Source organism: Thalassotalea euphylliae, assembly GCF_003390375.1.
GTDB classification, from domain to species: domain Bacteria; phylum Pseudomonadota; class Gammaproteobacteria; order Enterobacterales; family Alteromonadaceae; genus Thalassotalea_F; species Thalassotalea_F euphylliae_A.
In genome coordinates this window covers 2129063-2142983 of record NZ_QUOT01000001.1, presented here as the reverse complement: position 1 = coordinate 2142983, position 13921 = coordinate 2129063, and the positions used below count along the sequence as shown (strand labels likewise).

Genomic DNA, 13921 nt, shown 5'->3' with positions numbered 1-13921 from the left:
ACACTCATAACACTTAACAATTAAAAGTTAATAAGAAAAAGAATAAACCAATGAAGCATTACCAACAATTGATCAGCATGTATGCCGCAGCGCCAATCAATGAATTTTATCATCCAACCCTGACTATCGATGAAGGGGTGAGCGAAGTGGTTATCGAGCTGCAGCCTCAGCATTTACATTCTGCAGGTAGTGCCCATGGCTCAGTGTATTTTAAGCTGCTTGATGATGCCGCTTTCTTTGCTGCTAATTCGCTGGAAACTGAAGTGTTTGTCGTTACTACATCGTTTACCACGTATATCACAAGGCCAATCTCGCAAGGTAAGATGCGGGCGGTTGGCAAAGTGGTGAACGCTAACAAGTCACAGTTTATTGTTGAAGCTGTAGTTTACGATGATCAAGATAGGGAAGTTGGGCGTGGCAATGGCCTGTTTGTCCGCAGTAAAAATCGACTTGTTGATGCAAAGGGTTATGGCTGCCAATGAAATTCTTGATAAATATAAATTTGCCCAGCATGTTAGCCGCATTTTTGATGCTAATGGCGTCTGGCGTGGCGTCCGCAAACTCAATTACTGCTGAACAACAAGCTTGGCTAGACAAGGTCAATCAGCATCCTTGGTATGCAGGTAGCGAAGACTGTACTAACGACACTCAACCAGCGATTGAAACCCTTAAAGTTAACGAGCGCACCTATATTTTCAGGCAGAACAAATGCCAGCATTTTGAAGCGCCATTTATCTATTTACTGCTCGGCGATAACAAAGCTTTGTTGCAAGATACAGGCGCGACAGAAAGTGCCAAAGACTTCCCGCTTTATCAAACCGTTAAGGGTATCTTGAATGATTTTAAACAAGCGAACCAGTTAGATAGCTATCCGCTGATTGTCAGCCACTCGCATTCTCATAGCGATCATCGCGCTGGTGATAGCCAATTTATCAATAAACCAGAGGTAGTTTTTATCGCGCCTAAGGTTGAAGCCGTCAGGGCGTTTTTTAAATTTACTCAGCCCGACACTTCACTGGTTAATAAAGCGGATAACAACCCTAACTATGTTGAACAAAGTGCCATTCAACAAAGCTACTTGCAGTTAGGTAATCGTCGCTTAATTGTGATGCCGATCCCCGGGCATCAAGCTGAGAGTGTTGCTGTTTATGATCCGCAAACCGGTTGGCTGTTAACTGGCGATACGATTTACCCAGGTCGTTTATACATTCGCGATTGGCCAGCCTTTAAAACCAGTATTCGTTTGTTGTACTTATTTACGCAATCACAACCGATTTCGGCACTGATGGGCACCCATATTGAAATGTCGACTACCAAGGGCAAAGACTTCCCAATGGGCAGCACCTATCAGCCAAATGAATTGCCACTGCCGCTTGCGCCAAGCTTACTTAATGAGCTTAATCGTGAATTGATTAATCTAGGTGATGTTGCAGAACGTAAAGTATTGGATAAAGTCATTATTTATCCTCTTGGTGAGCCGAGCTGGTGGCAAAAAACACTGGCATGGTTTATTAAGTAATATCAGGATGCGCTAATAATCAGTAAGTTGCCATGGATTTTTTTAACCTAAAAATCAGAGAAGTCATTAAGGAAACCAAACACGCTAAATCGTTTTTGCTTGATGTACCCACCAACCTAGCAGGCAGTTTTAGCTGGCAACCAGGCCAACACGTTAATATCAGAGTCAAGCTTGGCGATAAAAGCTATATCCGTAGTTATTCGTTGTCGAACTGCCCGCAGACCCTTGGTTTACGGCTAACGATAAAATCAGTAGAACTGGGCGCGGTTTCAAATTTTCTCTTGAAGAACGTTAAAGCTGGCCAATATTTGGAGGTTAGTAAGCCTGGTGGTTTATTCAATCTGCCAAAATCGTTCATCAATCACGCTACGACCCAGCAAGATTTAAACGCGCCACTACACCATATTTTCTTTGCCGCAGGAAGCGGAATTACACCAATTTTTAGCATGATCACGGCGCTATTAATGGCAAAGCAAACACCGCGTAGTAAAGTGTATTTGATTTACAGTAACCGTAATCAGCGAAATACGATTTTTGCTGATAAGTTACAGGTGTTAGTTGAACGATTTCCTGATCGCTTCACCTTAATGCTCTGTCACTCAAAGCCTAGTTGGTTTGGGCGTAAGCATCTATGGCACAAGGGTCGAGTAACTAACACGGTAGTGCAGTCGGTGTTGGGCGAGCTTACGCAAGCCAAGCAAGCGGTTTACTACTTATGTGGCCCCAATGGTTTTATGGAAACAGTTCATCAGGCATTGCAACAAGCAGATATCGATAAACAGTTTATTTTGCAGGAAAGCTTTGGTGCTGGCGGCAAAAACAACACGGCTAAAGCGTCTGCTAGTCAAGCTGCTGAGCTCAGCGTTGAACTCAGTGGCCAGCAACAAACCGTCAATGTTGAGGCGAATGAATCGCTGCTTGATGCAATGTTGCGAGCGAATATCGATGCGCCGTTTAGCTGCGAAGAGGGGGTCTGTGGAAGTTGCCAATGCCAGCTCATCAGCGGTGAAGTCGCAATGGTTGAAAACTTGTTCTTAACCGACGAAGAACAAGCACAGGGTAGTATTCTTAGTTGCCAAGCAATTGCCCAGTCAACTCAAGTGAAAATTCGCCTCTAACTCTTTCATATATTTGTAATTGTCAAGCGCGACTGGACACTGTTAAGATAAATACAGCCAGGCGATATTAAGCCTAGTGCTGAATATTTTATCAAACCCATTAGGGGGCTAACGGGATTTGATAAGGTGTTTCATTACCTGGCTTTCTTCTTTCTGCTTCCCAGAATTTTACCCGCATAACGCAATCACAAAGACTATTTCAATACCGACAATAGATTGCTGTAATCGTCGCGCCAAAGCACATCCGCTTGATGCTCACTTGGCCATTGGGAAATGTGCTTTTTAACTTGGTAGCGCTTCATCAACTCAGTGTTGTTGGAGATTAATACCCATTGCGCGGCATTAGGTTCGCTGGCGGTAGGGGCGGTATAAAAATAATGCGCTTGCATGCCAATGAAGTCTGCTAAGTTTCGGGTTAGCGAAGTTAAATCTAAATGACTATTGGAGATGTGAACTGCGAGTACGCCATTTTTCTTTAGGTGCGCTTGGTATAACTGCATCGCCTCAATCGTCAGTAAGTGTGCAGGAATGGCGTCACCTGAAAAGGCATCGAGCACTAGCACATCAAAGTTTTCGCTACCGTTTGTTTGCAGTGCGTTTTGCAGCAATAGGCGACCATCACCTTGGTGCAAACTAATGTCAGCTTGGCTATTGGCTAAATAACTAAAATACTGCTGAGCGTAATTGATAACCGCTGGGTTTAACTCGTAAAAATGGTATTGTTCACCACGTTTGCCATAGGCTGCAAGTGTGCCTGCGCCTAGCCCTACTAAGCCAACTTTAATGGGCGTTATTGCACGCTTAAGAGGCATATAGTTTTCAAGTGCTAATGCGACTCCGGTATTCTCGCGATAATAGCTTTTTGGTTGTTGTGCCAATGCCGATTCAATGGCTTGGGTACCGTGTGAAGTTGTACCATCAATTAAGCGGCGCTCTGCTTGACCATTCACCGAAGTTTCAACCACTGATAACAACCCATAGAAGTTACGTTCACTGGCAATTTGATGTTGTGTTAACTGTTTGTCTAATGACAGTTGAACACCGGATAAAGCGACTACAGTAAGCCCTAAAAAGCTCAACACCCAAGTACGAGGTATAGTGCCAAATGCCGTGCTAATGCCAGCTATTCCTTGTGTTGCCTTGGCTAAGCTCACCATATGTGCGAACACAATAGCAATAACCGTAATTGGGTATTCGTAGAATTGATCAAAAGCTTGTGGTGCCGCTAAAGAGACCAAGGCACTGCCCAACACTCCTCCTAGCGCGATAATTAAATAAAAGAGTGTCAGGTGCTCAGCATTTGGTGCTTGTTTGATCAGCTCACCATGACAAATCATACAGCCGGCAAACAAAATGAAACTGAACATCAGCACTTGCGAGATAAAATCAAATTGTGAACCAACCACTGGCAGCATGATGGCCATTAATGCACAAATTAAATAGAAAGCTAGCCAGTACCAGCGCACATATAGGCGTGGGCTGTGAAAAGCGACAATAAAGGTTAGCAAGTAAAGTGCGAGCGGCAATACCCACAGAAATGGCATAGGCGCAACGTTTTGCGTCATCGCGTTGGTGGTAGAAACGAGCAACATCACCCCGAGTGCAGAAAGCCCTAACCACAATGCAAGTGTGCCTTTAGTTACGGCACGGCCGGTATTTTCTAGCTGATCGCTAGTGTCCTTATGATTATCCAATTGAGCTTGGTTAGCGTTACTAACCCCTGATTTTTCAAGCTTAAGTGCCAGTACCATTATAGCAACAGCAAATGCAATAAAGCCGCTCGACCAAACAAGGGTTTGTTGTGGTAAATCGAATACGGGTTCGAAGACAAATGGGTAGCTAATGAGCGCCAACAATGAACCTACATTTGACAAAGAATACAGGCGATACGGCACCTTAGTTTCATCGCTAAAAGTTAACCAACGCTGCACTAACGGGCCTGTGACCGACAAGGCAAAATAGGGGAGGCCAATGGCAACGGCTAAGGTGAGTAAAATATTAGTGATTGGCTCATTTATGCCAAACTCAAGACTAGCGGCTGGTGTTGTAAAAGGCAGACTTAATGCCGCTAAAATCAATACTGCGCCATGGGTTTGCCACTGCCGCGCAAACGATAGTCGCTGCAAGACATGCGCATAGCTATAGCCAGCCAGCAGCAACAGCTGGAAAAACAGCATACACGTTGTCCATACTGTCGCGCTGCCACCGTAGGCGGGTAAAATTACCTTGGCAATAAAAGGTTGCACTTGAAATAGTAAAAAAGCGCTTAGAAAAACGGTGAGCAAAAACAGCATGGTATTGGATTAGTGACAGAAGAATAATGGCGCAATTATCTCGGTTAGTGTTGGGAAAAGCTAGCGAGTTAGGTGAATGTTAAAATAGGTGTCATTGAGGCTTTTTGTAACTTTGCTGTTTTTTGTCAGGTTGCTCGCTATAAACTGACAATAAAAAGCCAAGTGTTTGGCTTGGCTAGTGCATTATTTGCTGAACGTGAAGACTGATATTTTTAATCGTCACAGCTATAAAAATTGAAACTAAGCTGGCTCTACCCAGAGTTCGCCGACTTCAGTGTCAGTAACCACCACTTTAGTGCCGGCAGGAATCGCTTGTTTAGCTTTCACTTGCCAGTCGATACCTGACAATTTGTGGGTCGCAGAAGATGTTGCATCAATTTCTTTATCAAGCACAAATTCCATACCGATAAAGTCGTTTTTTACCTTGTGTGTATCTTGGCGGTTTTGGAAACGCTTTAATGGTTTCCACAATATCGCCGCGAAAATCGTAGTAAAGATCGCGATGGTCAACACTATCGGCATCAATTGCACAGGGACAAGGCTAGTCAACACTAAGCTACCGGCAACCACCAAAGCAAGGCCGACAAAGGTCAGAATAAAGGTGGAAAAACCCAGTACGGCTACTTCAATAATAAGCAGCAAAAGGCCGAGCGTCACTAATGACTCACCGGCACTATTGGCAATAAGTTCCATTTGATTTCCTTACCTTTGATTAAGGTTTCTGCTTCATCACATTAAGAATACTGGTTGCTTGAGCAACGAGTGAGCCTGCTTCAGTTGAACCATCAGGTAGCAGCACAACAGTTGAGTCTTTGGCGATGGCTTCTTTAGCGCCAATGGCTTTTGTCGCTAGCTCTAGTTCAACCGCTTTTTGACCTTCTTGGGTTGCCGCTTTCTCACCAATTTTCTCAATCGCTTCCGCTTGTGCATTGGCAACTTTAATAATCGCTTCAGCTTCACCTTCCGCTTTTAATACCTGCTCACGTTTATCCGCTTCTGCGGCTAGAATCTTGGCTTGTTTCTCACCTTCTGCTTTATTGATTTCCGCTTGCTTTAAACCTTCAGACTCTAGGACGGTAGCACGCTTTTCTCGCTCCGCTTTCATCTGTTGCTCCATCGCATTCATCACAGAATTCGGTGGCATAATATCTTTAATTTCATAACGTAATACCTGTACGCCCCAAGTACCCGCAGCTTCATTAATGGCATTCACAATGGCAGCGTTTATGGCGTCACGCTCTTCAAAGGTTTTATCCAGCTCCATTTTACCGATTTCAGAACGCATGGTGGTTTGTGCCAGTTGAGTCACGGCAAAATTATAGTCATCAACACCATACGTCGCTTTTTGTGGGTCTAGCACGCGGAAATACAAAACGCCGTCAACGGTAAGGGTGATGTTGTCTTTAGTAATGGCACTTTGGCTGGGGACATCGACCTCTTGCTCTTTCAACGAGCGATCGGCGCTGATTTGTTCGATAAAAGGCACTAAAAAGTTTAGGCCTGACTCTAAGGTGCGGGTGTATTTACCAAAGCGCTCAATTACATAGGCACGATTTTGCGGTACAAATTTAATCCCACTTTTTAGTACTACCAGTACAAAAACAAGCAGGGCAAACTGCACGGTAAATACGTAATTTAAGATGATGTCCATCGAGTATCCTTTTTGTTAATAAATTCAAATTCCGTCTGTATTTCTCGCGCTATATTAGGTGACTAATCGCACTAAGAAAATTTAATAATTACCATAAGCGAATAGTAAAGATATTGAAACGATTAGTTTTTATTTGTTGGCTGACAAAGGCAGGTATTGTTGCTGGCACTCTTATATCGATGGTTGTGAAAAGTTAAATTTTTCTTTGAAGATAAAACTCTTACGCCTTTATACTGGCTGGAAGTGATAGGGCGTTACTAAGGAATAGTAAGTGAAATGGATTTTATGGTTGCTGATACTCATGTCGGCACCGCTATACGCGACTCAGCAGGCCTCAATCCAACAATATCAGATTCAGCAATATACTGAAGCTGAATGCATTCTTATTAAGCAGCAAGTGGCTGACTATAAGCGTAGGCTTGGCAGCAATTCAGGGTTATATCTGCAATCAAAAACAAGTTTTGATAAGCACTGCCAACACCCTGTTCGAAAGACTGTCCGCTTGTCTCAACCTTCGTCCAACCGAATAGCTAAAGCTGAATTCGTTGCTAAAGAAAATCATGTAGCTAGTGCCTTTCTGCCAACTAAAGATACTGATTTAGCTGGGCAGCGTACGGAGCCACCGTCACCGTTTACTTTAATGTTTAAACCATTGCTAATAATGTTACTTTTGGCCTTTTTAGGTTCACTAGCGCTGGCGTACTTCAAGAAAAAGCTACCGCAGATTAAAGGTCGTATCGGTGAAAATTTAGTAATTAAGGGCTTAGAAAAGCATCTAGATCGTGACGAATATACCATCATCAATGATGTCACCTTGCCGCTTGAAGATGGTGGAACCACTCAAGTAGACCATGTTGTTGTTTCTCGATTTGGCATTTTTATCATTGAAACTAAGAATATGAGCGGCTGGATCTTTGGTAACGAAAAGCAGGCCAAATGGACGCAAACGATTCATCGCTCAAAACATCAGTTTCAGAATCCGCTAAGGCAAAATTATAAACACACTAAAACGCTTTCTGATTTGCTGGACTTGCCGCACGAGCTTTTCCATTCGGTTGTTGTGTTTACCCGCAATGCCGAACTGAAAACAAAGTTTCCTGAAAATGTTGGTCATTTGGATGAAATGGTGAGTTATATCAAAGCTTTTAATGAAGAAATCATTAACTATAAATTGAAAATAAAAGTGGTAAAGCATGTTGGAGTTGTGAAGCTAAAACAAGGGCGAAAGACCGATAAGCAACATGTTGACTACTTAAACGAAAAACATAGTGGTAGTTTGCATTCTTAGAACGTTGATATAAATTTGGTTTCAATAAGCTAAACAATGGCAGCGGTAAATGTTCGACATAAACAAGCAGACTGCTTGCTAGAGTTGAGAGCTTTGAGGAAAGTTCGAAATATCGAAGTACATTCACATTTCTGAGTTGATTCAGTGTCACTGGCTTTGTTGCAGTCTAATATCACTGCTATTCACTTTTGGAATAAAAAAGCGTTTTCTATTCTTTTTCTTTTAAGCCGCATTTGTCTATCCTTTGCCCATCTTTTTAAATGGGCGAAGTATTTCATGCTTACTAATCAGCAAAACTCGAATCCTACTTCTGGTGCGCCAGCTTCAGGTACTAGTGCATTAGATGCTAATCAGCTAGCGCAGCTGCAACAACTCACGCAAGGCTATTCGCCATTGCAACTGGCTTGGGCAAGCGGCTACTTAGCCGCGAAAAGCGAAATGTCACCAGTGGCAACTGCGGTTGCAGCAGCAACACAAACTGCTGTTAGCCAAACGTTAACTGTGCTTTATGCATCGCAAACGGGCAACGCGAAAGGCGTGGCAACGCAAGTGGCTGATGCTGCAAAAGCCGCAGGTATTGAAGTTGTCTTGAAAAATGTTGCGGATTACAAAGCGAAAGGCTTGAAAACCGAAACCCATCTATTAATTGTCGCGAGTACCAATGGCGAGGGGGAGCCACCTGATGATGCTATTGAGTTCCACGAATTCTTAAACAGCAAGAAAGCGCCTAAGTTAGATAACCTGAAATACAGCGTACTAGCGCTGGGTGATTCTAGCTACGAGTTCTTCTGTCAAACCGGTAAAGACTTTGACTTACGCTTAGCTGAGCTAGGTGCAACACGTGTTGCTGATCGTGTTGATTGTGATGTTGATTACGATGCTGATGCCGATGCATGGCGCGTATCCATTGTTGAGTCATTAAAAGATGAATTAACTGCGCCGGCAGCGGGGCTTGCACCAGTCGTTCAGTTACCGGGCACTCAAGCGCCTGCGTCGATTTACACCAAGCAAAATCCCTATGCCGCAGAGCTGTTAGTTAGCCAGAGAATTACGGGTCGCGATTCAGCGAAAGACGTTCGTCATATCGAAATTGATTTAGGTGAGTCAGGGGTTACTTACCGTGTAGGTGATGCACTGGGTGTTTATTTTGATAACGACCAAGCCTTAGTTGAAGAGCTATTAGCGGCGGTATCACTGACGGGTGATGAAACGGTTGAGCTACAAAAATCAGGTGAAACCTTATCACTACCGATCAAGCAAGCCTTAGTTGAGCAGCTTGAAATTACCCAAACACCACTAGCGTTTGTGGAGTTCTGGGTACAGCACAGTGGTGACGAGCAACTAGCTGAGAAGGTTGTTGATAAGAACACATTGCGTGAGTTTGCTGCCAATCACCAAGTCGTTGATGTGATTAAAGCGGCGCCAACAGCGATTGAAGCGCAATTGTTAGCAGACAACTTACGCAAAATTACGCCGCGCTTATATTCAATCGCGTCAAGCCAAGCGGAAGTGGATGAAGAAGTACACTTAACTATTGGTGTAGTGAATTATTCATTTAACGACAATGAGCGTGTTGGCGGTGCTTCTGGTTTCTTAGGTCGCCGTTTAGAAGAGGGCGGTCAAGTACGTGTGTTTGTCGAGCACAACGACAACTTCCGTTTACCTGAAAATCCAGAAACGCCAGTAATTATGATTGGCCCAGGTACAGGTGTTGCGCCGTTTAGAGCCTTTATGCAAGAGCGTGAAGCAAACGATGCGAGCGGTGATAACTGGATGTTCTTTGGCGACCAAACCTTTACCCAAGACTTCCTTTACCAAGTGGAATGGCAGAATTACTTAAAATCTGGCCTGTTAACTAAGATGGACGTCGCTTTCTCACGTGACCAAGCAGAGAAAGTGTATGTACAACACCGCCTGAAAGAAAATGCCGCTGAGGTATTTGCATGGTTAGAGCGCGGCGCGCACTTATACGTGTGTGGCGATGCAAACCGCATGGCGAAAGACGTGCACAACGCCTTAGTTGAAATTGTTGCTGAGCAGTCAGGTAAAACTGCCGAGCAAGCTGAAGAATATTTAACCACCTTGCGTAAGGGCAAGCGTTATCAGAAGGATGTTTACTAATGAGTGCTGTACAAAAACCAACGCCAGTAGCGACCACTGAGCCATTAGATACAGTGACAGGTCCATTACCTGCGCAAGGTCCTCTCAAGGGCGAAGGCCCAATTAAGGTAGAAGGTAACTTAGCTGATAACGAACGTCTAAAGCGCGAAAGTAACTTTTTACGCGGTACCATTGCTCAAGATTTGCAAGACCGCATTACCGGTGGTTTTACCGCGGATAACTTCCAGTTAATTCGCTTCCACGGTATGTACCAACAAGACGACCGTGATATTCGCGCCGAGCGCCAAAAGCAAAAGCTAGAGCCTATGCACAATGTCATGCTACGTGCGCGTATGCCGGGCGGTATTATCAAGCCTGAGCAATGGTTAGCGATTGATAAGTTCGCAGAAGAAAGTAGCACTTATGGCAGTATTCGTTTAACCACGCGTCAAACATTCCAATTCCACGGTGTGTTAAAGCCGAACATTAAGTTAATGCACCAAACGCTGAACAGCATTGGTATTGATTCAATTGCCACCGCAGGTGATGTAAACCGTAACGTACTGTGTACCTCAAACCCAGTTGAGTCTGAACTGCACCAAGAAGCGTACGAGTGGGCAACGAAAATCAGTGAACACCTACTACCAAAAACCAAAGCTTATGCAGAAATTTGGTTAGACGGTGAAAAAGTCGAAACCACGGAAGAGCCAATTTTAGGAAGTACTTACTTACCGCGTAAGTTCAAAACAACGGTTGTTATTCCGCCGCAAAACGATGTTGACGTGCACGCGAACGACTTAAACTTTGTTGCTATCGCTGAAAACGGCAAGCTTATTGGTTTTAACGTGTTAGTTGGTGGTGGCCTTGCAATGACGCATGGTGATAAATCAACGTACCCGCGCCGTGCTGACGATTTTGGTTTTGTGCCATTAGCGAAAACGTTAGATGTTGCCGCTGCTGTGGTGACCACACAACGCGACTGGGGTAACCGTGTTAACCGTAAGAATGCAAAAACGAAATACACGCTAGATCGCGTCGGTGTTGATGTCTTTAAAGCGGAAGTAGAAAAACGCGCTGGTGTTGAATTTGCGCCAAGCCGCCCGTATGAGTTCACTGAACGTGGTGATCGTTTCGGTTGGGCTGAAGGTATCGATGGCAAGCATCACTTAACCCTATTTATCGAAAATGGTCGTTTATTAGATTACCCAGGTAAGCCACTAAAAACCGGTGTACGTGAGATTGCGAAAGTTCACCAAGGTGACTTCCGTATGACGGCTAACCAAAACCTCATCATTGCCGGTGTTGCCGAAGCTGATAAAGCGCAAATCGAAACCTTAGCGATTGAGCATGGTTTATTAGACGCATCAACGTCAGAGCAACGTCAAAACTCAATGGCATGTGTAGCATTCCCTACTTGTCCATTAGCGATGGCTGAAGCAGAGCGCTACTTACCGGGCCTAGTTGACGATGTTGAAGGCTTACTTGCTAAGCATGATGTCGCTGACGAGCACATTATTTTGCGTGTTACGGGTTGTCCGAACGGTTGTGGCCGCGCCATGTTGGCCGAAGTTGGCTTAGTGGGTAAAGGCCCGGGTAAATACCAAATGTACTTAGGTGGTAACACTGGCGGTACACGTATTCCTAAGCTTTACAAAGACAACATTGACGAGCAAACGGTATTAGCAGAACTAGACGGTTTAATTGGCCGTTGGGTCGCTGAGCGTAAAACAGATGAGCAAGGCCAAGTAGAGCGCTTTGGTGACTTTGTGATCCGCGCTGGCGTTGTTGAAGAAGTGATCATTAGTGTAAGGGATTTTCATGCCTAGTATTCAGTCAGAAGCTGCTGCCTCTGTCGCTGAATTGCCCGTCGCTGGTGCGCCGAGTAGCGAGCTATCGCCCGCTACTGTACCAGCCGCTTGGCTCAGCCAGTGGAACGAGCAGCTAGAAAAGCAAACACCACAAGAGCGTGTTGCTTGGGCAATGGAAAACTTGCCGGGTAACTTTGTGCTGTCATCAAGCTTTGGTATTCAATCAGCGGTAATGTTGCACTTGCTAACGCAAGTGGATCCGAACATTCCGGTGTTGGTGACAGACACAGGCCATTTGTTCCCAGAAACCTATCGCTTTATTGATGAGCTAACCACTAAGCTCAACCTGAATTTGCAGGTATACAGCGCCAAAGAAAGCGCGGCTTGGCAGTTAGCGAAATATGGTGAGCAATGGGCGCAAGGCGCAGATGAGTTAAAACGCTATAACCAAATGAACAAGGTAGAGCCGCTAGAGCGCGGTTTAACTGACTTAGGTGCAGGTGCTTGGTTCTCCGGTGTTCGTCGCCAGCAATCGGATCACCGTGCCAGTCTATCGGTTGTTAGCACTTTACGTGGCCGCTTTAAGGTACACCCCATTATTGATTGGTCAAACCGTGATGTCCATCAGTACTTAACGAAACACGGTTTACCCTACCATCCGCTGTGGGATCAAGGCTATGTCTCGGTTGGCGATACCCATAGCACGCGACCATTAACGGCTGATATGGACGAAAGTGATACGCGCTTTAACGGTATGCAACGTGAATGTGGTTTGCATACGGATGGTGATGGTATCTAAGTTCGTAAACAGAAACGCTCGCGTGTTGGAATTGATTAAGGCTCTTTTAAGAGTCTTTTTTGTGCGCGTTAGATTTTGCTCTCTGAGCTTCGAGCTTTAGATTTCAAATACTGTGATGGTGAGCAATTAAACCAGCGATGAAAGGCTTTATTAAATGAGCTTTGTTCATTAAAACCGCAGGCGGCGGCAATATCACCAATAGACTGGTTAGCTATGTGTTGTGCAGCAGAGGGCTTTGTAGCAGGCGAGGGGCTTGCATTTGTTTTTTGGTTATCACTTGAGTATTTGCCGACCAGCTGATTCAGCAAGGCTTCAGCTCTTGCTTTACGTTCTAAATCAAAGAGCTCGGCATAACTTGTCCCTTCTGCTTTCAATTTTCGCTGTAGCTGCCTTGTCGACATTGCAAAGTGCTGCGCAACTTGTGCGATAGAGCAGTCGGTTAGACTTGGGTGATCTGCCAGTAGTGATGTTACTTGAGAGCTAAATTTTTGGTTAATACCTTGAATGCCATCTTGGTTATCGTTAAGCGCGATGATTTGCGCAAGCTGTTGTTTCGACAACTCTGCAAGCGAGGTAAATAAGGACGGGTTAGCACTTTGAAACCGAAGTTTTAAGTATGCCGTTGGAAATTCAACAGAGTTGCTATCGCAATTTACTAAGACGGGGCAGCCAAACCAATCCACTAAGCTTTGCTGCTCCGCACTTAACCAGCTGTCTTGAAAACAGACCCGCGTTGGGCTGAGCTCGCGGCCAAGGATCTGCCTTGTTGAAGCCAGCCAGGCAGTGAAATTTCGCAAAACTACTTGCCGACTGCAAGGCTCAAACGGTTGCCAACTAATGCGTGCTAGCTTGTGTTGCTGGCTAAAGCTTGCTTGCCCGATATTGGCGACCAGTTGATCATATTTTAATAACACATCAACGGCATCAGCGAGGGTGGTTGCTGACTCGATCAGATAGCCAAGTAAACCAAAATCGGCACTTTTAATATCTTTACCTAACTCAAAGCCAATTAACGGATGCGCTAATTCCTGCTCGGCAAATGCCAGCAAGTCACTGTATTGCTTAAGCGCAATGCGTTGTTCATTATCATTAAGATCAAAACCTTCCAAACCTACTTGTTCAAGCGCGTGCTTAGACAGAATTCCTTGCCGCTCAAGAAAGTGCAGTATGCTTAAAAAGTAATGGGTTGAGCTGGTAAATTCCATAATGGCGTGTTGTTTGTTGCGACTTCTTGATGTCGCCTTAGGACAAAAAGTTGGCGTGATGGCGCAAGTTTCCCATAGAAATCTTTATTATGCTAGTACACATGTTGATAATTTAAGCGCCGATAATTTATGTCTCGTA

The 13921-nt window shown here is 44.6% G+C and carries 11 protein-coding genes; 7 read left to right on the top strand and 4 right to left on the bottom strand.

Features of this window, described 5'->3' with window-relative positions; translation table 11 throughout:
- Window positions 1-50: 50 nt before the first annotated feature.
- The 3 genes from DXX94_RS09395 (at window position 51) to DXX94_RS09385 (ending at window position 2637) form a co-directional block, all read left to right on the top strand.
- Window positions 51-482 carry a PaaI family thioesterase gene (locus DXX94_RS09395; RefSeq protein WP_116015425.1) on the top strand — a complete coding sequence of 144 codons (432 nt, stop codon included), beginning with the start codon at window positions 51-53 and terminating at the stop codon, window positions 480-482.
- 65 nt (window positions 483-547) lie between these two features.
- Window positions 548-1519 carry an MBL fold metallo-hydrolase gene (locus DXX94_RS09390; protein WP_181901527.1) on the top strand — a complete coding sequence of 324 codons (972 nt, stop codon included), beginning with the start codon at window positions 548-550 and terminating at the stop codon, window positions 1517-1519.
- Between the two features lie 32 nt (window positions 1520-1551).
- Entirely contained in the window at window positions 1552-2637 is a 1086-nt protein-coding gene (locus DXX94_RS09385) for a ferredoxin--NADP reductase (RefSeq protein ID WP_116015421.1), read from the top strand.
- 194 nt (window positions 2638-2831) lie between these two features.
- Here DXX94_RS09385 and DXX94_RS09380 read toward each other — a convergent pair whose 3' ends face one another.
- The 3 genes from DXX94_RS09380 to DXX94_RS09370 form a co-directional block, all read right to left on the bottom strand.
- Window positions 2832-4883, bottom strand: a complete 2052-nt coding sequence (locus DXX94_RS09380) for a spermidine synthase (protein WP_181901526.1) — start codon at window positions 4881-4883, stop codon at window positions 2832-2834.
- A gap of 288 nt (window positions 4884-5171) precedes the next feature.
- The gene (locus DXX94_RS09375; RefSeq protein WP_116015417.1) at window positions 5172-5624 is read right to left on the bottom strand and encodes an NfeD family protein; all 453 of its coding nucleotides are present in this window, start codon (window positions 5622-5624) and stop codon (window positions 5172-5174) included.
- A 19-nt stretch (window positions 5625-5643) separates the two neighbouring features.
- Window positions 5644-6582 carry a slipin family protein gene (locus DXX94_RS09370; protein ID WP_116015415.1) on the bottom strand — a complete coding sequence of 313 codons (939 nt, stop codon included), beginning with the start codon at window positions 6580-6582 and terminating at the stop codon, window positions 5644-5646.
- A 397-nt stretch (window positions 6583-6979) separates the two neighbouring features.
- Here DXX94_RS09370 and DXX94_RS09365 point away from each other — a divergent pair, with 397 nt between their 5' ends.
- From DXX94_RS09365 to DXX94_RS09350, 4 genes are all read left to right on the top strand, one after another.
- On the top strand, window positions 6980-7870 hold the full coding sequence (locus DXX94_RS09365; protein ID WP_181901525.1) for a nuclease-related domain-containing protein: 891 nt from the start codon (window positions 6980-6982) through the stop codon (window positions 7868-7870).
- A gap of 276 nt (window positions 7871-8146) precedes the next feature.
- Window positions 8147-9991, top strand: a complete 1845-nt coding sequence (locus DXX94_RS09360) for an assimilatory sulfite reductase (NADPH) flavoprotein subunit (RefSeq protein ID WP_116015411.1) — start codon at window positions 8147-8149, stop codon at window positions 9989-9991.
- Complete coding sequence (gene cysI, locus DXX94_RS09355) at window positions 9991-11796, top strand: assimilatory sulfite reductase (NADPH) hemoprotein subunit (protein WP_116006566.1); 1806 nt, start codon at window positions 9991-9993, stop codon at window positions 11794-11796. The genes DXX94_RS09360 and cysI overlap by 1 nt, the downstream gene beginning before the upstream one ends.
- Window positions 11789-12577, top strand: a complete 789-nt coding sequence (locus tag DXX94_RS09350; RefSeq protein ID WP_116006567.1) for a phosphoadenylyl-sulfate reductase — start codon at window positions 11789-11791, stop codon at window positions 12575-12577. The genes cysI and DXX94_RS09350 overlap by 8 nt, the downstream gene beginning before the upstream one ends.
- Window positions 12578-12645: 68 nt before the next feature.
- On the opposite strand, the gene DXX94_RS09345 is transcribed toward DXX94_RS09350, so the two are convergent.
- Complete coding sequence (locus tag DXX94_RS09345; protein WP_116015409.1) at window positions 12646-13782, bottom strand: AraC family transcriptional regulator; 1137 nt, start codon at window positions 13780-13782, stop codon at window positions 12646-12648.
- Window positions 13783-13921 lie beyond the last annotated feature (139 nt).